Here is a 22687-nt window from a genome sequence, read left to right as displayed (position 1 = left end):
CTTGCGATAATGACCGGCCCGCCTTCCCGCGGGCCGTTTTTCTTTGGCGAACCGCACCATGACCACCGCCCTGCACACCTCCTCGCTCACCTCGCTGCCGCTGCTGGCGCGCGGCAAGGTGCGCGACAACTACGCGGTCGGCAACGACCGCATCCTGATGGTCGCCACCGACCGGCTGTCCGCCTTCGACGTCATCATGGGCGAGCCGATCCCGGGCAAGGGCGAGCTGCTGACGCACATGGCGCTGTACTGGTTCGGCAAGCTGGCGCACCTGTGCCCCAACCACCTCACCGGCGAGCTGCCCGAGAGCGTGGTCACCTCGGCCGAAGTGGCGCAGGTGGTCGACCGCTCCATGCTGGTCAAGCGCCTGAAGCCCATCCCCGTCGAGGCGGTGGTGCGCGGCTACCTGGCCGGCAGCGGCTGGAAGGAATACCAGGAGAGCCAGTCGGTGTGCGGCGTGCCCCTGCCGCCGGGCCTGAAGAACGCGAGCCGGCTGCCGCAGCCGATCTACACGCCGGCGGCCAAGGCCGAGGCCGGCGAGCACGACGAGAACATCACCTTCGACAAGACGGTGCAGATGATCGGTGCGGAACTGGCGGGGCGCATCCGCGACATCAGCATCGCGCTTTATGAGGAGGCCGCCAGGATCGCGCTGGCCAAGGGCATGATCATCGCCGACACCAAGTTCGAGTTCGGCCTCGACCAGGCGGGCCAGCTGGTGCTGATGGACGAGGTGCTCACGCCCGACTCGTCGCGCTACTGGCCGGTCGAGGGCTACCAGGCCGCGTTCGAGCGCGGCGAGAACCCGCCCAGCTTCGACAAGCAGTTCGTGCGCGACTGGCTCGAGCAGGTGCGCATCAACGGCAAGCCCTGGGACAAGACGCCGCCCGCGCCGCGCCTACCGCACGAGGTGGTGGAGAAGACGGCGGCCAAGTACCGCGAGGCGCTGGAGCGGCTGACGGCCTGAGGGCCGAAAGGCCGCGCCTCAGCTGAGCACGACGCTCGACAGCCGCCGGCGATACGTCGCCACGACCGGGTCGTCGGGCGGGATCTGGCCTTCGGCCACCTTGGGCTTGGGCGGCTCGATCACGTCCAGGATCGCGATGTAGGTCTTGCGCGCGGCGTCCTCGTTCCACGCCTTGTCGCGCATCAGGATCTCCAGCAGCTCGTCCATCGACTCGGTCCAGCGGCGCTGGCCGGCCAGCACGCGGGCCTTGCCGAAGCGGGCGTCGAAATCGCGCCGGTTGGCCGCGATCTGCGCATCGAAGCCCGCGACGGCCTGCGCCGCGGCGCCCTGCCGGGCCGCGAAGTCGCTGGCCTCGATCACGCGCTGCAGCGACTCGAAGCGCCGCACGCCCGCGGCCTTGCCGGCCAGCGGCGCGAACGCGGTGCGGGCGTCGTCGGCGCGGCCGGCCAGCAGCAGCGCCTTGACGTAGTCGAAGCGGGCCTCGTCGTCGGCCGGGTTGGCGGCCACCGCGTGCTGCAGCTTCTCCAGCTGTGCCTGGTCGTCCAGCGGACCTTCCTCGACCAGCGCCTGCTCGTCGTCGTCCTCGCCTTCGCCGGCGGGCGGCAGGTGCTTGTCCAGGAACTGGCGCACCTTGCCTTCGGGCTGCGCGCCCATGAAGCCGTCGACCGGCTGGCCGTTCATCAGCAGGATGCAGGTGGGGATGCTGCGGATGCCGAACGCCGCCGCCAGCTGCTGCTCCTGGTCGGAATCGATCTTCACCAGCTTGAAGCGGCCGGCGTATTCGGTCTCCAGCTTCTCCAGGATCGGGCCGATCACCTTGCAGGGGCCGCACCAGGTGGCCCAGAAATCCACCAGCACGGGCTGGCTCATGGAGGCGGCAATGACTTCGCTCTCGAAGTTCTCCAGGGTGACGTCGATCATGGGTGTGGGACTCGTAACCTTAAAATTCCTGCTTTAGGAGCGCGCAATGCCCCCCGTTCAGGTCGGCGTGGTGATGGGATCCAGCAGCGACTGGGCGACCTTGCAGCACGCAGTGCAGATTCTCCAGGAATTCGGCATCCCGCATGAGGCGCGGGTGGTCTCGGCGCACCGCATGCCCGACGACATGTTCGCCTACGCCGAGCAGGCCGCCGGCCGGGGCCTCAAGGCCATCATTGCCGGCGCCGGCGGTGCCGCCCACCTGCCGGGCATGCTGGCGGCCAAGACGACGGTGCCGGTGCTGGGCGTGCCGGTGGCCAGCCGCCACCTGCAGGGGGTCGACTCGCTGCACAGCATCGTGCAGATGCCCAAGGGCGTGCCCGTGGCCACCTTCGCCATCGGCGAGGCGGGCGCGGCCAATGCCGCGCTGTTCGCGGTCGCCATGCTGGCCGGCGAGGACGCCGGGCTGCGCGCGCGGCTCGATGCGTTCCGGGCCCGGCAAACGGAGGCGGCCCGCGGCATGACCCTGCCGCCCGCCGCATGAGTTCCGCGCGCGCACCGCTCCTGCCCGGCAGCACGCTGGGCGTGCTCGGCGGCGGCCAGCTCGGCCGCATGTTCGTGCACGCCGCGCAGCAGATGGGCTACTTCACCGCCGTGCTCGACCCGGACGCCGACAGCCCGGCGGGGCGGGTCAGCCACGAGCATGTGCGCACCGACTACCTCGACCCGGCGGGGCTCGGGCAGCTCGCCCGCGTGGCCGCGGCGATCACCACCGAATTCGAGAACGTGCCGGCCCAGGCCCTGGCGCAACTCGCGGCCGAGCGCCCCGTCGCCCCAGGCGCGGACGCGGTCGCCATCGCCCAGGACCGTGCGCGCGAGAAGGCGCACTTCACCCGCTGCGGCGTGCCCTGCGCGCCGCACGCCGTCATCGAGACGCCCGAGCAGCTCGCCGCCGTCGGCGACGCCCTGCTGCCCGGCATCCTGAAGACCGCCCGCCTCGGCTACGACGGCAAGGGCCAGGCGCGCGTGGCCACGCGCGCCGAGCTCGCCGCCGCCTGGGACGACCTGCGGCGCGTGCCCTGCGTGCTCGAGCGGCTGCTGCCGCTCGCCTTCGAGTGCTCGGTGGTCGTCGCGCGCGGCGCCGACGGCGCCATGGTCCACCTGCCCGTGCAGCGCAACCTGCACCGCGGTGGCATCCTGGCCGTGACCGAGGTCGGCGCCGGGGTCGTGCCCGCCCCAGTGGCCGCGCGCGCCATCGAAGCCACGCGTGCGGTCGCCGCGGGGCTGGACTATGTCGGCGTGCTGTGCGTCGAATTCTTCGTGCTGCAGGACGGCTCGCTGGTGGTCAACGAGATGGCCCCGCGCCCGCACAACAGCGGCCACTGGAGCATCGACGCGGCCGACGTGTCGCAATTCGAGCTGCAGGTGCGCACGCTCGCGGCCCTGCCGCTGGTGCAGCCGCGCCAGCACAGCGCGGCCGTCATGCTCAACCTGCTGGGCGACCTGTGGTTCGCGAACGGGCAGGAGCGCACCCCGGCCTGGGACGCCGTGCTGGCGCTGCCGGGCGCGCACCTGCACCTGTACGGCAAGCCGGTCGCGCGGCCCGGCCGCAAGATGGGCCACCTGACCCTCACCGCGGCCGACCAGGACGGCGCCCGCGCCGCCGCCCGGCGCGCCTGCGAACTGCTCGGCCTCGAGCCGTTCTGAACCCCATGCGCCGCGACGCCCGCGACCCCGCGGCCCTCGAGGAGGCCGTCCGCACGCTGCAGGCCGGCGGGCTGGTGGCGTTCCCGACCGAGACGGTGTACGGGCTGGGCGCCGATGCCTGCAACGGCGAGGCGGTCGCCGGCATCTTCCGCGCCAAGGGGCGGCCGGCCGACCATCCACTGATCGTGCACGTGCCCGATGCGCCGGGCGCCGACCGCTTCGCGAGCGAGGTGCCGCCCTTCGCGCGCCGCCTGATGGACGCGTTCTGGCCCGGCCCGCTGACGCTGATCCTGCCGCGGCGCGCCGGGGTCGCCGAGGTCGCCGCCGGCGGCCAGGACACGGTCGGGGTGCGCTGCCCGGCGCACCCGGCCGCGCAGGCGTTGCTGCGCGCCTGCGCGGCAGCGCAGCCACCGGTGTTCGGCCTCGCCGGCCCCAGCGCCAACCTGTTCGGACGCGTCAGCCCCACGACCGCCGGCCACGTCGCCTCGGAGTTCGGCGACGCGCTGCTGGTGCTGGACGGCGGCGCCTGCGACGTCGGCATCGAGTCGGCCATCGTCGACTGCTCGCGCGGCCGGCCGGTGCTGCTGCGCCCGGGCGTGCTGGACGCCCCGCGCATCGAGGCGGCGATGGGCCAGCCGCTCGCGCAGCCGCAGGACGTCGGGCGGGCCGCGCCGCGCGCCTCGGGCACGCTGGAGGCGCATTACGCACCGCGTGCCAAGGTGCGCCTGATGGACGCCAGGGGGCTGCAGACGGCGCTGGACCTGCTCGGTCCGCAGGCGGCGCACATCGCCGTCTGGTCACGCGCCATCGTGCAGACCCCGTCCGCCGGCGTGCTGCGGCGGCGGATGCCGGACGACGCGCGCGAGACCGCGCGCCAGCTGTTCGCCGTGCTGCGCGAGTTCGATGCCCAGGGCGTGCGCCTGATCTGGGTCGAGGCGCCGCCCGCCGACGCGGCCTGGGACGGCGTGCGCGATCGCCTGCAGCGCGCGGCCGCCGCCTGATCGCGCCGCGGGCCTGCGCGCCGGCCGTCCGCGCCTGCTCGTTACACTAGGCACCGCTTTTCGGAGAACTCCCCATGCGTTTCCCACGGTTGCGCCGCGCACTGCTGGCGGCCGCCTTCGCCTCGTCCCTGCTCTCCGCCTGCGGCGGCGGCAGCAGCACCGTGTCGCAGTTCATCCCCACGCGGATGGTGACGTTCGGCGATGCGTTCAGCGACGTCGGCCAGCGTGGCGTGCAGTACACGATCAACAATTCGACGGTCATGAACTGGACCCAGGAGCTGGGGGCCCGGTTCGGCCTGGGAGTGACCCCCAGCGCCAAGGGCGGCACCTCGTACGCCATCGGCAGCGCCCGCGTGACCGCCACGCCCGATGCCGCGGGCAACGCCGCCACGCCCACGATCGCCAGCCAGGTGGGCTCCTTCCTGGCCGCCGGCGGCCCCGCCGCCAACGACCTGGTCGTCCTGAACGGCGGCATCTCGGACATCATCGCCGAGGTCTCGGCCGAGGCCGCGGGCAAGCAGACGGGCGCCGCGACGACCGCCAACGTCACGCAGGCGGCGCGCGATTTCGGCGCCCAGGTGCGCCGGCTGGTGAACGGGGGCGCCAAGCACGTGGTCGTGATCGGCACCTACAACCTGGGTCGCTCGCCGTGGGCGGCCCGCAGCAACCGGGCGGCACAGCTCGAGGCGCTGAGCAACAAGTTCAACGACGCGCTGCTGGTGTCCATCGTGGACCTGGGCGCGAACGTGCTGTACGTCGACGCGGCGCTGTACTTCAACCTGGTGACCGGCACGCCCGCCGGCTACGGCTTCACTGACGTCACCAGCGTCATCTGCACCTCGGTCGACCCGGGCGTGGGCATCGGCATCGGCGCCGGCCAGGTGAGCTCCGCGCTGTGCAACGCCTCGACGCTCAATGGCGCGCTGATCGAGTCGGCGACGCTGTTCGCCGACCCGGTCTACATCACGCCGGCCGCGCACGCGCGCTTTGGCGACTACGTGGCCGATCGCCTGCGCGGACGGTTCTGATTCGCACCCGAGCAAGCAAAGGGCCCGGCGACGGGCCCTTTTGCCTGGGCCTCAGCGCCGTGGCGCGCCCGCCGCGGCCTGCCGGTAGCGCAGCTTCATCGCCAGGATCGACAGCGCCAGCGCAAGCGTGATCGCGTTGGCCAGCACGATGGGCCAGGCGCCCAGCAGCAGTCCGTAGGCCAGCCAGAGGCCGACCCCGAGCGCGAACACGCTGTACATGCCCAGCGAGATGCCGCGCACGTCGCGCGTGCGGAAGGTCAGCCAGGCCTGCGGCACGAAGCTGCAGGTGGTGAGGAACGCGGCCAGGTAGCCGACCCAGTCGATCGCCGTCATGGTCCGCGCGCCGCCCAGCCCAGCAGCGCCTCGATCACCGGGCGCATGGCGGCGGCGTTCGGATGGTTGGCGATCGCCACCAGCACCTGGCGGTGGCCGCCGGGCGTGTCCACGTAGCCGGCCACCCCCTGCACGTCCCGCAGGCTGCCGGTCTTGAGGTGGGCCGAGGCGGCCGGGCGCGCGCGGCGCAGCGTGCCGTCGATGCCGGCGATCGGGAGCGAGGCCATCACCTCGGGCATCCACGGCGACGACCACGCGTACTGCAGCAGCCGGGCCAGCTGCTGCGCCGTGATGCGCTCGTCGCGCGACAGGCCCGAGCCGTTGTCGAACTGCGGCACGTCGCCGCCGATGCGGTCGCGCCACCATGCGCGCAGCACCTCGCGCGCCGCCTCGCGCGTGCCGCTGCCGCGCAGGTGCAGGCCGAGCGTGAGGAACAGCTGCTGCGCCATGACGTTGTTGCTGTACTTGTTGATGTCGCGCACGACCTCGGCGAGGCTGGGCGACGTCACCTCGAACAGCGCGGTGGCGGCCGCCGGCGTGGCGCCGTCGCGCACCGTCCCCGTGAGCCGCCCGCCGATCTCGCGCCACATGCCCGCGACCGCGCGCGCCGCGTAGCCGGGCGGGTCGGGCCAGGCCAGCGGCCAGCTGCGCTCGCCGCACGCGGCCGGATAGCCGCCGCGCAGCCGCGGGCGCCCGGGATCGGAGAAGTCCGCGCGCAGGCCGGCGCGCCAGTCGCCGCACTCGCCGCGGGTCAGCGGCACCGAGGCCGGCCAGCGCACGCCGTCCAGCGGCGGGTCGGCCAGCACGCGCGCGCGTCCGTCGGCCTGCGGCACGAAGCCCAGCTGCACCGACTTGTAGTTCAGCAGCAGCGCGTCCGGCGTGGCGTTGTACGGCCGCAGCGGCTCGTTGTCGAACGCGCCCGCATCCGCGGCCGGCACCTCGAAGGCGGCATGGTCCAGGACGATGTCGCCGGCGATGCGGTGCACGCCCAGGGCGTCCAGCCGGCGCAGCAGCAGCCACAGGCGCTCGACCACCAGCTTGGGGTCGCCCTGCCCCTTGATGTACAGGTTGCCGCGCAGGGTGCCGCCGCGCACCGGGCCGTCCGCCAGCACCGGGGTGGTCCAGGCGAAGGCCGGACCGAGCAGGTCCAGGGCCGCCACGGTGGTGGCCAGTTTGGCGATCGAGGCCGGATTGACCGCGGCCTCGGCGCGGTGGGACAGGCGCACGGGCCGGGCCGGATCGACGTCGGCGACCACGATGGTCACCGCGTCGGGCGGCAGTTGGGCGGCGGCCAGGGCGGATTCCACCTCGGCGGGCAGCGGCTGCGCCGAGGCCGCCGCGGCGACGAGGGCGGCCACGATCGGCAGCAGGAAACGCATCGGGCGATTATCGGGCTCGATAATCCGTCCTCCACCCGCGGCGCGCGCCCCTTTGAACCTCCTCGCCTTCGACACCAGCACCGACCTCCTGAGCGTCGCCGTCTCGCGCGGCGACGCCCAGCAGGCGCCGCTGGCACACGTCGCGCCCGGCGGCGCGCAGTCCTCGGCGACGCTGATCCCGGCGATCCTCGCGCTGCTCGAGCGCGCCGGCCTCACCCTCGCCGGGCTCGATGCCATCGTGTTCGGCTGCGGACCCGGCTCCTTCACCGGGCTGCGCACGGCATGCGCGGTGGCCCAGGGACTGGCGCTGGGCGCCGGGGTGCGCGTGCTGCCGGTCGAAACGCTGATGGCGGTGGCCGAGCAGGCGCGCCTGGCCACCGGCGCCGCCGAGGTGCTCGCGCTGCTCGATGCGCGCATGGACGAGGTCTATGTGGCCGACTACCGCCACGACGGCGTGCGTTGGCGCCGTGGCGAGCCGATCCGGCTGGCCGCGCCGCAGGATGTGCGCGTGCCGCCCGGCGTGCCCCTGGCCGGCAACGTGTTCGCCGCCTATGGCGATCGGCTGCCGGCCGCGGAGCGGATCGAGGCCGTCCCGTCCGCCGCGGCGCTGCTGCGGCTGGCGCCGGCCCTGATCGCCGCCGGCGAGGCGCGCGCCGCCGACGAGGCGCTGCCGCTCTACGTGCGCGACAAGGTGGCGCAGACCACGGCCGAACGCGAAGCCGCCCGGGCCGCCGCGATGCACGGGAGAATGTCGCCATGAGCGCCGTCCTGGACGTGGATGAAGCCGGCTTCGAGCCGATGACCGAGGCCCGGATCGACGAGGTGCTGCGCATCGAGCGCAGCGCCTACGACCACCCGTGGACGGCGGGCAATTTCGCCGACTCGCTGCGCTCGGGCTACGAGGCGCAGCTGCTGTGCGCCGGCGGCCAGGTGCTGGGCTACTTCGTCGCCATGAAGGGCGTCGACGAGGTGCACCTGCTGAACATCACCGTCGCCCCGGCTCACCAGCGCCACGGCTGGGGCCGCCTGATGCTCGAAGCGCTGGCCCTGTGGTCGCGCCAGCAGGGCGCCGAGTGGCTGTGGCTGGAGGTGCGGGTGGGCAACGAGCGCGCGCAGGCGGTCTACGAACGCCACGGCTTTCGCCGCGTCGGCGAGCGCAAGGCGTATTACCCGGCGCTCGGGGGCCGGCGCGAGGACGCCATCGTGATGAGCCTGAAGCTGTGAGCCTGGACCTCGACGAGCGCCGCGTCGCCATGCTGCAGGAGATGGGCTTGCGCCTGCTCCCGCCGGTGGCCGCGCCGGCCGCGCCGCCGGCGGACCTGGCGCCGGCGCGGGCTGCCCCCGCGCCCGCACCCGCCCCCGCCCCCGTCCAGGCGCCGGTGCAGGCGCCGCTCGCCCGTGCGCCGGTGAGCCAGCCGGCCCCGCCAGCCGCGCCGGCAGCGCCGGCAGGGGCGCCGCTCGCGCGCGTGCCGGGCGATCGGCCCGCCGGGGTGGCGGCGCTCGACTGGCCCGAGTTGCAGGCCGCCGTCGCCGCCTGCCGCGCCTGCGGCCTGTGCGAGACGCGCCACCAGACGGTGTTCGGCGTCGGGCCGCAGCGCGCCGACTGGATGGTGATCGGCGAGGCGCCCGGCGAGACCGAGGACCTGCAGGGCGAGCCCTTCGTCGGCCAGGCCGGCAAGCTGCTGGACAACATGCTGCGCGCCATCGGCCTGGATCGCGCCAGCAACGTCTACATCGCCAACGTGCTCAAGTGCCGCCCGCCGGGCAACCGCAACCCGGAGCCGCAGGAGATCGCGCAGTGCGAGCCGTTCCTGCGCCGGCAGGTCGAACTGGTGCAGCCGCGGGTCATCCTGGCCATGGGCCGGTTCGCGGTGCAGACGCTGCTGCAGACCCAGGAGCCGATCGGCCGCCTGCGCGGGCGCGCCCACCAGTACCAGGGCGTGCCGCTGGTGGTGACCTACCACCCCGCCTACCTGCTGCGCAACCTGGCCGACAAGGCCAAGGCCTGGTCCGACCTGTGCCTGGCGCAGGAGCTGATGGCCGCCGCTCAGGCGGGCGCCAGCGGCCGGTAGGCCTGCGCGCCGAGCGTGCGCGCCGCGTAGTCGATGCCGCACCAGTCGGCGTACTCGCGCAGGCTGCGCCGCGTCCCCAGGCCGTAGGCGCCCAGCGGCGCTCCCGCCACCACCTGGGCCAGCCGGGCGCGCGAGCGCTGCTCCAGCGCCCACCAGTTCTCGGCGCGGGCGCCGTCGTGCCCCTCGTCCCAGTGCAGCGGGCGCGCCGGTGCGCCCGAGGCGCCATCGTTGTACAGGTGGTGGATCGGCAGCCCCGGCATGTGGAAGATGTCCCAGCCGTGCGTGTACAGCCGCGCCGCGAGCGCCTGCTCCTCGCCATGGAAGTACAGCGCGGCGTCGTAGGGGAACGCGAGCGCGAACCGGCCCGGCGCGAACAGGCAGCCGGCGCCCAGGTGGAACCCCGGCAGCGGCCGGTCGGAGTCGACCGGGTGGGCTTCGAACGCGAGCACCGGATGCCCCGGCTCGAAGCCGGCGCCGGGCTTGACGACGTGCGCCAGCACCTGCCCCGTGACGGCGCGGCGCACCGGCACGCCGTCCTCGAACACGAACGCATTCGGATAGGAGGAGATCACCACGCCGGGGCGCCCGGGCAGCAGGGCCCGCGCCTGCGCGGCCAGCCGCTCGTCCCAGCCGGGGTCGAAGTCCATGTGCGAGTCCAGCTGCAGGAACCAGTCCTCGCCGTCGTACAGGGCCATCGCCAGCGCCCGGGCCCAGCAGGGGCCGCGCGAGAACACCGGGTCGATGCGCTGGTAGGTCAGGCGCGCCGGCGCCAGCAGGGCGGTCGCCGAGGCCGGCAGCGGCTGCGGGCTCTGGTCGATCACGGCGAAGTGCAGCTCCTGCGGGCGGCTGGCGGCGGCGCGCGCGCGGGCCAGCGTGAAGGCAAGCACGGGATCGCAGTAGGCGGCGATGCTGACGAAGATGGACATGCGCGACAGGGGGCGGGTTGCGGGCGCCGTGAACTTTGCCGCACCGCGACCGTTTTGCCGCCGCACGGCGCGTGCCCCTCGGCCCTTCGGCCCTTTGCCTGGGTGTAACGGTATGCTACCGTCCTCCCACTGTCGAGCAGGCGCCAGCCGCGGTGGTTGCGCGCTCCCGGGCGTCTGCCGAGCCGGTCCGGCCATCCCGGGCCGGGGCTCACGCACGACGCAACCGAAGAAGAAGCCCACCATGTCCCGTCGCCCCCCTCTCCGTCGCCAACCCCGCACGGCCGCCGCGAGGCCCGCCCCGTCCGGGCACCGGCCGCTGCTGCTCGCGCTGGCGCTCGCGGCGGGCTTCGCGCCGCTGGCCGCGCGCGCGCAGGCCACCGGGGCACAGGCCATCGTGGGCAACGCGAGCCTGAGCCAGCAGGGCAACCGGCTGGTGGTGACGACGCAGAACGGCGCCGGCGGCTTTTCCGCCATCAACTGGCAAAGCTTCTCGGTGCCGGCCGGCAGCAGCGCCTATTTCGCGCAGCCGAGCGCCGCCAGCCTCTCCATCAACCGCGTGCTCGGGGCGGACCCGAGCGCGATCTACGGCACGCTGGGCTCCAACGGGCGGCTCGTGCTGGTCAACCCGGCCGGCATCACGGTGGGCGCCGGCGCGGTCGTCGACACGGCGGGCTTCACCGCCTCGACGCTGCGCATGAGCGACGCCGATGCGCTGGCGGGCCGGCTGCGCTTCGACGGCAGCGCGGGCGGGCTGCTGCAGGTGGACGGCCAGGTGCTCGCGCGCAGCGGCGACGTGGTCCTGATCGGGCAGAACGTGCAGGCCGGTGCCTCGGCGCTGATCCAGAGCCCGCAGGGCGCCACCGTGCTGGCCGCCGGCCAGAAGGTGGAAGTCACCGGCCGCGGCCTGGAAGGCATCGTGTTCGAAGTCCAGGCCCCGGGCGACCAGGCGGTGAACCTGGGCACCTTGAAGGGCGATGCCGTCGGCGTGTTCGCCGGCACCCTGCGGCACAGCGGCCTGATCCAGGCCCAGGCGGTCACGACCGAAGGCGGCCGGGTGGTGCTGCGGGCGGCCGACCAGGCCCTCGCCGCGGGGACGATCCAGGCGCAGGGCCGCCAGGGCGCCGGCGGCAGCGTCGACGTGCTGGGCGCCAAGGTCGGCGTGCTCGCCGGCGCGGCGATCGACACCTCCAACGCCGCGGGCGGCGGCCAGATCCGCGTCGGCGGCGACGAGCAGGGGCAGAACGCCCGGCTGCCCAACGCGCAAGTCACGTACGTCGACAAGGACGCGACGCTTGCCGCCAATGCCACCGACCACGGCGATGGCGGCAAGGTGATCGTGTGGGCCGACGACACCACGCGGGTGCACGGCACCATCCAGGCCAACGCCGGCCCGAGGGGCGGCAACGGCGGCTTCGTGGAGACCTCGGGCAAGCGTTACCTGGACGCCAACGGCGTGAAGGTGAGCGCGACGGCGCCCCAGGGCACGGCCGGCGCGTGGCTGCTCGATCCGGACGACCTCACCATCCTGGCCGACCCGGGCGGCACGCCGGCCGAGAACGTCGGTGGCGCCCCGGGGCCGGACTTCACGCCGGGCTCGGCGGGCGGCGCCTCGGTGCTGTACGACTCCACGCTGAACAGCGCGCTGAACGCGGGCACCTCCGTGACCGTCACCACCAGCGACCAGTCCACCTCGGCGGGCAGCGGCAGCGGCGACATCCTGTTCCAGGGCAACGTGAACCTGGCGCGCAGCAGCGGCGGCGCCGCCTCGCTGACGCTGAACGCGTGGAACGACATCGTCTTTGCGGCCGGCAGCACGGTGAACTTCAACGCGGTCGCCGCGCCGGCGCCCAGCGCCGCGCCGGTGGCGAGCCGGCTCGACGTGCTGTTCAACGCCGGCGGCAAGATCACCACCCAGGCCGGCGCGTCCGTCAGCCTGGGCGGCGCCACGGCCGGCGACCAGGTGGTGGCGCAGGTGAACGGCGGCAGGACCTGGACCAACGAGGGCACGCTCACGCTCGGCACCAATGCGCAGGTGCTGCTGCACGACGGCGCCGCGGCCGCGACCTTCCAGAACCTCGGCACGGTGAACGGCAATCCGGGCGCCGGCGGCGGCATCGGCGGCGTCTCGCCGTGGCAGCTGGGCACGTTCGTGAACGCCGGCACCGTGGCCCTGTCCTCCGGCACGTTCTCGGCCGACACGCTGGCGCAGGGCGCCGCCGGCGCGAACTTCGGCCTCACCGGCTCGGCCAACCTGACAGTGACGAATGCGTTCGATGCCGGCGCCGGCACCTTCAACTTCGCCGGCGATGCCCTGAGCCTGAACCAGAACAACGGCGCGCTGACCCTGGGCGCCAACGGCTCCGCGATCACGGCCACCGGGCCGGTGCAGCTGCTCGCCAACAACGGCGACGTGGTGATCAACCGCGCGGTCACCGCCGCGGGCCCGATGGAGATCGGGGCCGGCAACGGCGACCTGCGCAACGGCACCATCCGTCTCGACGGCGCCGTGACGGCGGACCAGCTGGTGCTGTCCGCGTGGGGCATGGACGCCTCGGGCAACGGCATCACCCAGGGCGCCGCCATTCGCGCCAACGAGCTGATGGCGTTCAGCGGCACCGGCAACACGGTGCTGACCAACGCCGGCAACGCCGTGCACGCGCTGGCGGTGTCCGCGCCGTCGTTCGAGCTGGTCAACCAGGCCGACCTGCTCACCATCAAGACGCTCACCAGCCCCTCGGGCAGCCAGCTCGATGGCCTGTACGGCACCGGCCCGGTGCGCATCGTCAACAACGCCGCCAGCGCGACGCCGGGCTCGGGCAGCGTGCTGCTGGACCGCACGGCCACGGTGTGGACCGACGCGCTGTCGATCACGGCGGCCGGTGACATCCGTGCCGAGACGATGATCAACACCTATGGCAAGTACGACCCCGCGCTGCCCAAGCTCGGCGACGTCGACCTCACCGCCGCCGGCGCGATCAGCGTCCTGGACATCAACACCGTCGGCGGCGCCGTCGGCACGCTGGCCTCGGCCGGCGGCTCCGTCCTGCTCAAGGCCGGCGCCGGCGTCACGGCCGGCAACATCTGGGCCGACGGGGCCACGTCCGCCGACGGCGCCACCGGCGCGGCCGGCGGCAACGTCACGGTCACCAGCGACACCGGCGCCATCGCGCTGGGGACGATCGACGCCCGCGGCAGCTGGGCGGGCGGCAACGGCGCCACCGTCAGCATCGCGGCCGCGGCCGGCGGCCTGACGGTCGGCGACATCGACGTGGGCGGCGGCAGCGCGCCGGCCGGCGCGACGGTCGGCAACGGCGGCACCATCCGCCTGAGCACCGCCGGCGCGGGCAACGTGCTCAGCACCGGCGCCCTGACGGTGTCCGGCGGCTCCGGCGACCGCGGCGGCGCCGCGGGCTCGATCCAGGTCAGCGGCAGCGCGGACGTGGCGATCGGCGGCTGGGTCGATGCCTACGGCGGCTCTGGCGACCTCGCCGGCGGCGGCACGGGCGGCCAGGTCAGCATCGCCTCCAGCGGTGGCGGCGTGCATGTCGTCTCCGGCATCGATGTCGGCGGCGGCAGCGGCTACTCGACCAACGGCGGCAACGCCGGCTCCGTCCGGATCACGACCTCGGCCGGCCCGATCACGCTGGATGGCGGCCTGTATGCGTCCGGCGGCTACGGCAGCCTGGGCGGCGGCACCGGTGGCCTGGTGAGCCTCAATGCGGCCGGCGGCGCGCTGACGGTCGATGCGGTGGACGCCTCCGGCGGCGACGGCGGCATGGGCGTGGGCGGTGCCGGCGGCGCCGTCACCCTCACCGCCGGCGGCAGCGGCAATGCGCTGTGGGTCCAGTCGGGCCTGTGGTCCGACGGCGGCTACGGCGACCAGGGCGGCGGCCGGGCAGGCAGCGTGTCCGTCACCGCCGCGGGCGACATCACGCTGGCGACGGGCTCGACCGAAGTCCTGGCGGCGGCCAGCTACTACGGCGATGCGGTGTCGGCGTCCGGCGGCTCGGCCGGCAGCGGTGGTGGCGGCGGCGCGGGCGGCGCGGTGACCATCCGTTCGACCGCCGGCGGCGTGTCGGCGCTCGGGGGCGTGAGCACCCGCGGCGGCTACGGCGCCACCAGTGCCGGCGGCGCCGGGGGCGCGATCGGCCTGAACGCGGCCACCGCGCTGGACGTGGGCTGGATCGACAGCTCCGGCGGCGATACGAGCTTCGGCGCCGGCGGCAATGCCGGCAACGTCACCCTGGCCGCGGGCACGGGGATGGGGCTGAGCTACCTCAGCGCGCGTGGCGGCGGCGGCGGTGGCGGCACGACCACGGGCGGCCGCGGCGGCAATGGCGGCGCGGTCAGCGTGACCCTGGCCAGCGGCGACCTGGTGCTGGACGGCGTCGGCATCGACGCGACAGGCGGCTGGGGCGGCGGCCATGCCAGCGTCGGCGGCGCCGGCGGCAACGGCGGCACCCTGACGCTGGCCGCCAACGGCGGCGGCATCGTCACCAGCGGCTCCGTCATGAACAGCTCCGGCTCGTCCTTCGACACCGAAGGCGGCTGGGGCGGCGAGACCACCGGCACCGCTTCGACCGCGCGCGGCGGCACGGGCGGCACCGGGGGCGCGATCCGCATCACCGCCAGCGGCAGCTCGCGGCTGGAGGGAGAGCTCAACAGCCGGGGCGGCGGCGGCGGCTACGCGCCGGCCGCCGGCTCGCTGGCGGTGGGCGGCACGGGGGGCGCGGGCGGGCCGATCAGCGTCACGCTGTCGACCCCGGCGGCCACCCTGGCGCTGGGCGGCGGCGTGTTCGCCGGCGGTGGCGAGGGCGGACTGGCGGTCGACTACGACCCGGTCAGCTACAGCTACGGCACGCCCGACCCGCTGCGAGCGGGGGCGGCGGGCGCCACCAGCACGCTGTCGATCACGGCGCCCGGCGGCGTCTACGTCGCGCCGTCGATCGCGACCCCCGACCTCGGGGTGTCGGACGACTCCACGGCCACCTCCCTGAACGTGGATGCCCGCTGGACCAACAGCGGATCCCTGGTGCTGGCCCCCGGGGCCTGGGTCCGCAACACGCAGCCCTTCACGAACAACGGCACGGTCCGCCTGGGCGAGGGCTCGCTCCTGAGCCTGGGCACCTGGAACCAGGAGCTCTCCACCTTCACGCCCGGCGGGGTCACCTTCGTCAACAACGGCCTGCTGGAAGGCACCGGCACGCTGCAGGCCAACGTGTCCAACTTCGGCACCGTCTCGCCGGGCGATGCCGTCAGCCCCGTGGGCCGGTTCACGATCGCCGGCGACCTGCTGCAGCAATCCAGCGGCAAGCTGGTGTTCGACATCGCGGCCAATTCGCCGCCCATCGCGGGCGTGACCCACGACCAGCTGCTGGTCACCGGCAACGTGACGCTCGGCGGCCAGCTGCAGGTCAATGCGATTCCCGCCGTGGCCGTCGCCGCGCCACCGCCCGCGACCGACCCGGTGCTGGCGCGCCAGGTGCTGGCCGCCGCCACCGACACCTACGTCGTCATCGATGCCGGCAGCGTGGCCTCGGGCAGCGCGTTCGCCGCCGTCTCGGTGCCCACCGACCTGGCGCCTCAGCTGCAGATCAGCAGTGGCGGAATGGTGTCGGCCCTGTTCGCGGCCCCGCCGGTGCCTGCACCGGTTCCTGCGCCGCCACCTGCCCCCGCGCCGGCGCCCGCGCCGGGCCCGGCCCCTGCCGAGGCGCTGCTGGTGGACCAGATCGTCGCGATGCTCGATGGCAGCGTCCCGCGCGAGACCGTGCAGGAAGCCGTTTCCGAGCAGGACAACGTGGTCGCCAAGTTCGTGACGCTGCTGCTGACCGAGGAAAACAAGCAGAAGCAGGACGAGCAGAAGACCAGGAAGGACGGCGACATCGTCCAGACCGACACGGCCTGCAAGCCGTCCTGACGCGGCGCGGCGGTCGCGTCGCGCCCCGCGGCCGCCGTTCAGAAGCGCGGCAGGTCGGCGTGCGCGAGCCGTCCGCCGCGCACCAGCATCTTGCCGTACTCGGCACAGCGGTGCAGCGTCGGGATCACCTTGCCGGGGTTCAGGAAGCCCGCCGGATCGAACGCGCGCTTGACCGCCAGCATCTGCTCGCGCTCCTCGGGGCTGAACTGCACGCACATCGAGTTGAGTTTCTCCACGCCGACCCCGTGCTCGCCCGTCACGGTGCCGCCCATCGCGACGCTGGTCTCCAGGATGTCGGCGCCGAACAGCTCGCAGCGGTGCAACTGGTCGGGGTCGTTGGCATCGAACAGGATCAGCGGGTGCAGGTTGCCATCGCCGGCATGGAAGACGTTGGCGCAGCGCAGGCCGTACTTCTTCTCCATCTCCTGGATGGCGAGCAGGATGTCGGCCAGCCGCTTGCGCGGGATGGTCGAGTCCATGCACATGTAGTCGGGGCTGATGCGGCCCGAGGCCGGAAACGCGTTCTTGCGCCCGCTCCAGAAGCGCAGCCGCTCGGCCTCGTCGCGGCTGACGGCGATGGCGGTGGCGCCCGCCGCGCGCAGCACCTCGCTCATGCGGCCGATCTCCTCCTCGACTTCCTCGGGCGTGCCGTCGCTCTCGCACAGCAGGATGGCCTCGGCGTCCAGGTCGTAGCCGGCATGGACGAAGTCCTCCACGGCCGCGGTCATGGGCTTGTCCATCATCTCCAGCCCGGCCGGGATGATGCCGGCGGCGATCACCGCCGCGACCGCGTCGCCGGCCCGGCGGATGTCGTCGAAGCTGGCCATGATGCAGCGCGCCAGTTGCGGCCTGGGCACCAGCTTGACCGTCACCTCGGTGGTGACCGCCAGCATGCCCTCGCTCCCGACCACGATGCTGAGCAGGTCGTAGCCCGGCACGTCGAGCGCGTCGCTGCCGAATTCCACCGGCTCGCCCTCGGCGGTGAAGCCGCGCACCTTCAGCACGTTGTGCAGCGTGAGGCCGTACTTCAGGCAGTGCACGCCGCCCGAGTTCTCGGCCACGTTGCCACCGATCGTGCAGGCGATCTGGCTCGACGGATCGGGGGCGTAGTACAGGCCGTGCGCCGCCGCGGCCTCGCTGATGGCGAGGTTGCGCACGCCGCATTGCACGCGCGCCGTGCGGCTGGCCGGATCCAGCGCCAGGATGCGGTTGAACCGGGCCAGCGACAGCGTCACGCCCTCGCGGTGCGGCATGGCGCCGCCGGACAGCCCGGTGCCGGCGCCGCGCGCCACCACCGGCACGCCGGCCGCGTGGCAGGCGCGCAGCACGCCCTGCACCTGGGCCTCGGTCTCGGGCAGCGCCACCACCATCGGCCGCTGGCGGTAGGCGGTCAGGCCATCGCACTCGTAGGGCGTGGTGTCCTCGCCGTGCCACAGCACGGCATGCGCGGGCAGCACCTGCCGCAACGCGGCGACCACCTGGGCCTGCCGGTCGGCGCGCTGCAGCAGTTGGGGATCCTGCGGGGCGTTCATGCGCCGACTGTAGACGGCAGGGCGCCCGCGGCGCTTGAACTTTTTGGCGCCGTCGGCTGAAAAATGCCGTCCCGCCGCAGCGCGGACCGGGCGGCGCGCCGGTGGGGCGGGGTCATGCCGCCGGGCTGCACGGCCGGTGCGGCGTCACGCGAGGCTCTTCTTCAGCCATTCCGCGAACGCCGCGCACTCCCACCGGTCCATGGTGCCGGTGCGCCAGCACAGGTAATGCGCATGCGGGCTGGGCACGTTGCGGTGCGAGATCCGCTCGAGCGTGCCGTTCTCCAGCCAGGGTGCCCCGAGCTTCAGGCGCACCAGCGCGATCCCCAGGCCCTGCGCGGCGGCATCGCACATCAGGCCGATGTCGTTGAACGAGGAGCCCTCGGCCGGCTCGCCGGCGTCCACGCCGTGGGCCAGGAACCAGGTGCGCCAGGGCTCCAGCGGGCTCTTGATCAGCTTGGCGGCCAGCAGTTCCTCGACGCTGTCGAACGGGCCGTGCTCGCGCAGGAAGGCGGGCGCGGCCAGCGGAGTGACCTCGTCGGTCATCAGGCACAGGTGCTCGACGTCGGCATAGCGGCCGGTGCCGAAGCGGATCATCAGGTCGGCGTCCTCGGCCACCACGTCCAGCAGCGGGATCGACACCTGCAGCGTCAGGTCGATCTCCGGGTAGGCGTCGATGAAGCCGCGCAGGCGCGGCATCAGGATCGAGCGCGAGAAGGTGGGCGTGACGGCGACGCGCAGCTTGCGCTTGCCCTGGGCCCCGGCCTGGCCCGGAAACCGCTCCAGGCTGGCCAGCCCCTCGCGCACGTGGGCGAGGTACTCGCTGCCGTCGGTGGTGAGCGAGAAGTCGGCGCGGCCGAACAGCTTGGTGCCGATGATCTGCTCGAGCTGGCGCACGCGGTGGCTCACCGCGCTGGGGGTGACGCACAGTTCGTCGGCCGCCAGCGTGACCGAGCGCAGCCGCGCCAGCGCCTCGAAGGTCAGCAGGCACTGGATGGGCGGGATGCGGGTCATGGGAAGGCTGGGACGCTGCGTGGCCTGCGGGGCGCCGCCCTGTGCGCGGCGCCCGCCGGGGTCACTTGAAGATCACCGTCTTGTGCCCGTTGAGCAGCACGCGGTGTTCGCTGTGCCACTTCACGGCGCGCGCGAGCACCTGGCTTTCGGTGTCGCGGCCCACCGCGGTGAGGTGTTCGACCGTGTGGGAGTGGTCCACGCGGGCGACGTCCTGCTCGATGATCGGGCCCTCGTCCAGGTCGGCGGTCACGTAGTGCGCGGTGGCGCCGATCAGCTTCACGCCGCGGTCGTGCGCCTGGTAGTACGGCTTGGCGCCCTTGAAGCTGGGCAGGAAGCTGTGGTGGATGTTGATCGCGCGGCCGGCCAGCTTGCGGCACAGGTCGTCCGAGAGGATCTGCATGTAGCGCGCCAGCACCACCAGCTCGGCCTTCTCGGCCTCGATGATCTCGAACTGCCGGGCCTCGGCGCGCGCCTTGCCGTCGGCCGTCACCGGCACGTGGTGGAACGGCACGTTGTAGCTGGCCGCCAGCTGGTAGAAGTCGCGGTGGTTGGAGATGATGGCCGCGATGTCCACCGGCAGCAGCCCGCTCTTCCAGCGGAACAGCAGGTCGTTCAGGCAGTGGCCCTCGCGGCTGACCAGGATCACGGTGCGCATCGGCTGGCGGGTCGCGTGCAGGCGCCACGCCATGCCGAACGGCCCGGCGAAGGTGCCCAGCTGCGCCTTCAGGTCGTCGAACGTGAGCTGGTCGCAGGCGAAGCGCACCCGCATGAAGAACAGGCCGGTGTCCGGGTCGTTGTACTGCGCGGCCTCCTCGATGTTGCCGCCGCGCTCCAGCAGGAAGCCCGAGACGGCATGCACGATGCCCGGCCGGTCCGGGCAGGAGAGGGTCAGGATGTAGGCGTGGGTCATGCTGGGCTCGATTGTGGCAGGGGGTGCCGCAATTGCCGCGTTGGGGTCCCGCGGGCATCATGGCGGTTCGATCCGTCCCAGGAGCCCGCCATGCAACGCCGCACGCTGTCCGCCGCCCTCGCCGCCGCCCCCGCCCTGCTGCTCCTGCCGCGTGCCGGGCAGGCCCAGGGGCTCGCGTCGCTCTCCGACGCCGACGCGACCAAGGGCCTGAAGACCGCCCTGGAAACGGGCGCGCTGGCCGCCGTGCGCCTGCTGGGGGTGCAGGACGGGTTCCTGGGCAACCCGCGGGTGCGCATCCCGCTGCCCGGCGCGCTGCAGGACGCGTCCAGGCTGCTCAAGGCAATGGGCCAGGGCAAGCAGGTCGAGGATTTGGAGGTGGCGATGAACCGCGCCGCCGAGAGCGCGGTGCCGCTGGCCAAGGACCTGCTGGTCAACGCGGTCCGGTCCATGAGCGTCACCGACGCCAAGAACATCCTCACCGGCGGCGAGACCTCGGTCACCACGTTCTTTGCCGACCGGACGCGCACGCCGCTGTCGGCGCAGTTCCTGCCCAAGATCAAGCAGGCCACCTCCAAGGTGGGATTGGCGGCCAAGTACGACCGCATCGCCGCCAAGGCGGCGGGCGTCGGCCTGCTCAAGCAGGAGGACGCCAGCATCGACCACTACGTCACGCGCAAGGCCCTGGACGGCCTGTACCTGGTGATCGGCGACGAGGAAAAGAAGATCCGCCGCGATCCCATGGGCACCGGCAGCGCCATCCTGCAGAAGGTGTTCGGCGCCATCCGCTGAGCGCGCCACGCGGCGCCGCCCGCGGGCCCACAATCGTCATTCGCATCCAAGGAGCAGCACATGGCCTACAACGACTTCAACATGGACAACCAGTGGTTGCCGTTCACGCCCAACCGCCACTTCCGCAAGGAGCCGCGGGTGTTCGTGGCCGCCGACGGCATGCACTTCACCACCCACGACGGCCGCCAGGTCATCGACGGCATCTCCAGCCTGTGGTGCGTGGGCGCCGGCCACAACCGCCAGCCGATCAACGAGGCGATCAAGAAGCAGCTGGACACGCTGGACTACGCCACCGCGTTCCAGGTGTCCAACGACAAGGCGTTCAAGGCGGCCGAGATGATCGCCGCCATGGCGCCGGGCGACCTGAACAAGGTGCTGTTCTGCAACTCGGGCTCGGAGGCGGCGGACACGTCGCTGAAGGTGGCGCTGGCCTACCACCGCGCCAGAGGCGAGGGGCACCGCAACCTGTTCATCGGCCGCGAGAAGGGCTACCACGGCGTCGGCTTCGGCGGCATGAGCGTGGGCGGCATCCCGGCCAACCGCAAGGTGTTCGGCACCTCGCTGCTGCCGCGCGTGGACCACATGCGGTTCATCCACGACCCGGTGAACCACGCCTTCATCCACAACCAGGAGCCGCAGTGGAAGGAGGACCCGCTGCTCGAGCTGGAGCAGCGCATCCTGCCGCTGCACGACCCGAGCAACGTGGCGGCCATCATCGTCGAGCCGATCGCCGGCTCCGCGGGCTGGTACATCCCGCCCCAGGGCTACCTGAAGCGCCTGCGCGAGATCTGCGACAAGCACGGCATCCTGCTGATCTTCGACGAGGTCATCACCGGCTTCGGCCGCATGGGCACCAACTTCGCGGCCGACTACTACGGCGTGGTGCCCGACATGCTGAACTTCGCCAAGTGCGTCACCAACGGCGTGATCCCGCTGGGCGGCGTGATCTGCCGCGACACGCTGTACGACGCGATGATGAAGACCGACGCGCCCGAGCACGTGGTCGAGTTCTTCCACGGCTACACGTACTCGGGGCACCCGGTGGCGTGCGCGGCGGCGATCGCCACGCTGCAGCTGTTCCAGCAGGAGAACCTGTTCGCCCGCGCCGGCGAGATGGGCAAGGTGCTGGGCGACGCGTTCCATTCCACCTTCAAGGGCCTGCCCAACGTGATTGGCATCCGCAGCCTGGGCCATGCCGCGGCGGTGGAACTGGCGCCGATCGCCGGCGCCCCCGGCAAGCGCGCCTACGAGATCTTCCTCGAATGCTTCCGCAAGGGCGCGCTGGTGCGCCCGGCCGGCGACGTGCTGGTGATCGCGCCGCCCTACATCGTGGAGAAGTCGCACATCGACCAGCTGGTGAACACGCTGGCCGACGCCATCCGGCGCCACGCCTGAGCGCTCAGGACGCGCGCGGGCGCCGCAGCTGCTCGCGCAGCTCGGCGCAATGGTCCGTGGGCGCCGCCTGGCCGGAGGCGGCCAGCGGCACCGGCCGCACCGTGACGGTGGCAGGCAGGTGGCGAGGCACCCCCAGGGCCGGGTCCACGTGGCCCGCGCCGGCCAGCAGCACCACCGTCTTGCCCGGCACCAGCGCGGCCGCCACCGTGCGCGCCATGGTGCGGTCGCGCGCGATCTGCACGCGCGCCATCGGCGCCAGCTGGGCCGCCGGCAGCAGGTCGCAGTGGCCGCGGCGGATCGCCTCGCGCTGGGCCGCCAGCGCGGCCGGATCCAGCAGCGTGTCCAGCGCCGCGTCGCCCATGGCGGCCTGCAGCCGCTCGTGCGGCAGGTTGGCGCCGATCACGGGCACGCCGGCGCGCACCGCGGCCATCAGCGCCGGCGCATAGCTGGCCCAGGGCCAGCCCGCGCCATCCCAGCGCAGCGCCGCCTGCACCGTCGATTCGTCGGCGGCCCGCGGCAGCCCCGCCGTGCTGGTGCCCTGCTCCGCCATCTCGAGGGCGACGGCCGCCAGCCGGCCGCGCACGGCCAGCGCCGCGATCGTGTCGCGGTGCGCGCGCTGGTGCGCCGGGTCGTCGTGCTGCTCGCCCAGCAGCACGACGTCGGCGCCCGCCAGCTCCTGCGGGTCGGGGGCGATCGACGCGCAGCCGGCGGCCAGCGCCAGGCAGGCGGCCAGGGGAAGGAGGCGCGGGGCCATGGACCGATACTACGGGCCCGCGCACGGCTGTGCCGCGGCCTTCTCCCG

At 73.4% G+C, this 22687-nt stretch carries 19 protein-coding genes; 11 read left to right on the top strand and 8 right to left on the bottom strand.

Going from position 1 to position 22687, the window contains the following annotated elements:
* Positions 1-58: 58 nt before the first annotated feature.
* Complete coding sequence (locus AC3ANR_RS00850; RefSeq protein ID WP_488289983.1) at positions 59-967, top strand: phosphoribosylaminoimidazolesuccinocarboxamide synthase; 909 nt, start codon at positions 59-61, stop codon at positions 965-967.
* 18 nt (positions 968-985) lie between these two features.
* On the opposite strand, the gene trxA is transcribed toward AC3ANR_RS00850, so the two are convergent.
* On the bottom strand, positions 986-1888 hold the full coding sequence (gene trxA, locus AC3ANR_RS00845) for a thioredoxin (protein WP_488289982.1): 903 nt from the start codon (positions 1886-1888) through the stop codon (positions 986-988).
* Between the two features lie 46 nt (positions 1889-1934).
* On the opposite strand from trxA, the gene purE reads away from it, so the two are divergent.
* The 4 genes from purE (at position 1935) to AC3ANR_RS00825 (ending at position 5621) form a co-directional block, all read left to right on the top strand.
* Positions 1935-2429 carry a 5-(carboxyamino)imidazole ribonucleotide mutase gene (purE, locus tag AC3ANR_RS00840; protein ID WP_488289981.1) on the top strand — a complete coding sequence of 165 codons (495 nt, stop codon included), beginning with the start codon at positions 1935-1937 and terminating at the stop codon, positions 2427-2429.
* Entirely contained in the window at positions 2426-3592 is a 1167-nt protein-coding gene (locus AC3ANR_RS00835) for a 5-(carboxyamino)imidazole ribonucleotide synthase (protein ID WP_488289980.1), read from the top strand. Before purE ends, AC3ANR_RS00835 begins: the two co-directional genes overlap by 4 nt.
* Before the next feature lie 5 nt (positions 3593-3597).
* Entirely contained in the window at positions 3598-4593 is a 996-nt protein-coding gene (locus AC3ANR_RS00830; protein ID WP_488289979.1) for an L-threonylcarbamoyladenylate synthase, read from the top strand.
* 74 nt (positions 4594-4667) lie between these two features.
* Positions 4668-5621, top strand: coding sequence for an SGNH/GDSL hydrolase family protein (locus tag AC3ANR_RS00825; protein WP_488289978.1), 954 nt, complete (start codon positions 4668-4670; stop codon positions 5619-5621).
* A gap of 51 nt (positions 5622-5672) precedes the next feature.
* Here the strand turns inward: AC3ANR_RS00825 and AC3ANR_RS00820 are convergent, their stop codons facing one another.
* Positions 5673-5954 (bottom strand): SemiSWEET transporter, encoded by a 282-nt coding sequence (locus AC3ANR_RS00820; protein ID WP_488289977.1) that lies wholly within the window; start codon positions 5952-5954, stop codon positions 5673-5675.
* The gene (gene dacB, locus AC3ANR_RS00815) at positions 5951-7333 is read right to left on the bottom strand and encodes a D-alanyl-D-alanine carboxypeptidase/D-alanyl-D-alanine endopeptidase (protein ID WP_488289976.1); all 1383 of its coding nucleotides are present in this window, start codon (positions 7331-7333) and stop codon (positions 5951-5953) included. Before dacB ends, AC3ANR_RS00820 begins: the two co-directional genes overlap by 4 nt.
* A 52-nt stretch (positions 7334-7385) precedes the next feature.
* Here dacB and tsaB point away from each other — a divergent pair, with 52 nt between their 5' ends.
* From tsaB to AC3ANR_RS00800, 3 genes are read left to right on the top strand one after another with little or no spacing between them, the layout of a single operon-like run.
* Positions 7386-8093: a tRNA (adenosine(37)-N6)-threonylcarbamoyltransferase complex dimerization subunit type 1 TsaB gene (gene tsaB, locus AC3ANR_RS00810; protein ID WP_488289975.1), complete on the top strand. Its 708-nt coding sequence runs from the start codon at positions 7386-7388 to the stop codon at positions 8091-8093.
* A complete protein-coding gene (rimI, locus tag AC3ANR_RS00805; protein WP_488289974.1) occupies positions 8090-8557 on the top strand; it encodes a ribosomal protein S18-alanine N-acetyltransferase in 468 nt (155 codons plus the stop codon). The genes tsaB and rimI overlap by 4 nt, the downstream gene beginning before the upstream one ends.
* Positions 8558-8559: 2 nt before the next feature.
* On the top strand, positions 8560-9405 hold the full coding sequence (locus AC3ANR_RS00800; RefSeq protein WP_488291856.1) for a uracil-DNA glycosylase: 846 nt from the start codon (positions 8560-8562) through the stop codon (positions 9403-9405).
* On the opposite strand, the gene AC3ANR_RS00795 is transcribed toward AC3ANR_RS00800, so the two are convergent.
* A complete protein-coding gene (locus AC3ANR_RS00795) occupies positions 9381-10331 on the bottom strand; it encodes a GlcNAc-transferase family protein (protein WP_488289973.1) in 951 nt (316 codons plus the stop codon). The genes AC3ANR_RS00800 and AC3ANR_RS00795 overlap by 25 nt on opposite strands.
* Before the next feature lie 241 nt (positions 10332-10572).
* Here AC3ANR_RS00795 and AC3ANR_RS00790 point away from each other — a divergent pair, with 241 nt between their 5' ends.
* Positions 10573-16248 (top strand): beta strand repeat-containing protein, encoded by a 5676-nt coding sequence (locus tag AC3ANR_RS00790; protein WP_488289972.1) that lies wholly within the window; start codon positions 10573-10575, stop codon positions 16246-16248.
* Between the two features lie 38 nt (positions 16249-16286).
* Here AC3ANR_RS00790 and AC3ANR_RS00785 read toward each other — a convergent pair whose 3' ends face one another.
* From AC3ANR_RS00785 to purU, 3 genes are all read right to left on the bottom strand, one after another.
* Positions 16287-17780, bottom strand: coding sequence for an FAD-linked oxidase C-terminal domain-containing protein (locus AC3ANR_RS00785; RefSeq protein WP_488289971.1), 1494 nt, complete (start codon positions 17778-17780; stop codon positions 16287-16289).
* 144 nt (positions 17781-17924) lie between these two features.
* Positions 17925-18791, bottom strand: a complete 867-nt coding sequence (locus AC3ANR_RS00780) for a LysR substrate-binding domain-containing protein (RefSeq protein ID WP_488289970.1) — start codon at positions 18789-18791, stop codon at positions 17925-17927.
* 61 nt (positions 18792-18852) lie between these two features.
* Positions 18853-19701 (bottom strand): formyltetrahydrofolate deformylase, encoded by an 849-nt coding sequence (purU, locus tag AC3ANR_RS00775; protein ID WP_488289969.1) that lies wholly within the window; start codon positions 19699-19701, stop codon positions 18853-18855.
* Between the two features lie 90 nt (positions 19702-19791).
* Between purU and AC3ANR_RS00770 the strand changes: the two genes are divergently transcribed.
* Positions 19792-20490, top strand: coding sequence for a DUF4197 domain-containing protein (locus tag AC3ANR_RS00770; protein ID WP_488289968.1), 699 nt, complete (start codon positions 19792-19794; stop codon positions 20488-20490).
* A gap of 60 nt (positions 20491-20550) precedes the next feature.
* A complete protein-coding gene (gene aptA / locus AC3ANR_RS00765) occupies positions 20551-21885 on the top strand; it encodes an omega-aminotransferase AptA (protein ID WP_488289967.1) in 1335 nt (444 codons plus the stop codon).
* 4 nt (positions 21886-21889) lie between these two features.
* Here aptA and AC3ANR_RS00760 read toward each other — a convergent pair whose 3' ends face one another.
* Positions 21890-22639 (bottom strand): ChaN family lipoprotein, encoded by a 750-nt coding sequence (locus tag AC3ANR_RS00760; protein ID WP_488289966.1) that lies wholly within the window; start codon positions 22637-22639, stop codon positions 21890-21892.
* Positions 22640-22687 lie beyond the last annotated feature (48 nt).

Source organism: Ramlibacter sp. JJN2-2R (assembly GCF_057747835.1).
The sequence above is the reverse complement of the archived record's forward strand: the minus strand, read 5'-3'. Positions and strand labels throughout refer to the sequence as shown.

Excerpts from the sequence above, each read along its gene's own strand:
- purU (WP_488289969.1), bottom strand. The coding sequence starts at position 19,701 with ATGACCCACGCCTACATCCTGACCCTCTCCTGCCCGGACCGGCCGGGC.
- AC3ANR_RS00820 (WP_488289977.1), bottom strand. The coding sequence starts at position 5,954 with ATGACGGCGATCGACTGGGTCGGCTACCTGGCCGCGTTCCTCACCACC.
- AC3ANR_RS00830 (WP_488289979.1), top strand. The coding sequence starts at position 3,598 with ATGCGCCGCGACGCCCGCGACCCCGCGGCCCTCGAGGAGGCCGTCCGC.
- AC3ANR_RS00785 (WP_488289971.1), bottom strand. The coding sequence starts at position 17,780 with ATGAACGCCCCGCAGGATCCCCAACTGCTGCAGCGCGCCGACCGGCAG.
- AC3ANR_RS00825 (WP_488289978.1), top strand. The coding sequence starts at position 4,668 with ATGCGTTTCCCACGGTTGCGCCGCGCACTGCTGGCGGCCGCCTTCGCC.
- aptA (WP_488289967.1), top strand. The coding sequence starts at position 20,551 with ATGGCCTACAACGACTTCAACATGGACAACCAGTGGTTGCCGTTCACG.
- dacB (WP_488289976.1), bottom strand. The coding sequence starts at position 7,333 with ATGCGTTTCCTGCTGCCGATCGTGGCCGCCCTCGTCGCCGCGGCGGCC.
- AC3ANR_RS00790 (WP_488289972.1), top strand. The coding sequence starts at position 10,573 with ATGTCCCGTCGCCCCCCTCTCCGTCGCCAACCCCGCACGGCCGCCGCG.
- trxA (WP_488289982.1), bottom strand. The coding sequence starts at position 1,888 with ATGATCGACGTCACCCTGGAGAACTTCGAGAGCGAAGTCATTGCCGCC.
- rimI (WP_488289974.1), top strand. The coding sequence starts at position 8,090 with ATGAGCGCCGTCCTGGACGTGGATGAAGCCGGCTTCGAGCCGATGACC.
- AC3ANR_RS00795 (WP_488289973.1), bottom strand. The coding sequence starts at position 10,331 with ATGTCCATCTTCGTCAGCATCGCCGCCTACTGCGATCCCGTGCTTGCC.
- AC3ANR_RS00770 (WP_488289968.1), top strand. The coding sequence starts at position 19,792 with ATGCAACGCCGCACGCTGTCCGCCGCCCTCGCCGCCGCCCCCGCCCTG.
- AC3ANR_RS00850 (WP_488289983.1), top strand. The coding sequence starts at position 59 with ATGACCACCGCCCTGCACACCTCCTCGCTCACCTCGCTGCCGCTGCTG.
- AC3ANR_RS00835 (WP_488289980.1), top strand. The coding sequence starts at position 2,426 with ATGAGTTCCGCGCGCGCACCGCTCCTGCCCGGCAGCACGCTGGGCGTG.
- AC3ANR_RS00780 (WP_488289970.1), bottom strand. The coding sequence starts at position 18,791 with ATGACCCGCATCCCGCCCATCCAGTGCCTGCTGACCTTCGAGGCGCTG.
- purE (WP_488289981.1), top strand. The coding sequence starts at position 1,935 with ATGCCCCCCGTTCAGGTCGGCGTGGTGATGGGATCCAGCAGCGACTGG.
- AC3ANR_RS00760 (WP_488289966.1), bottom strand. The coding sequence starts at position 22,639 with ATGGCCCCGCGCCTCCTTCCCCTGGCCGCCTGCCTGGCGCTGGCCGCC.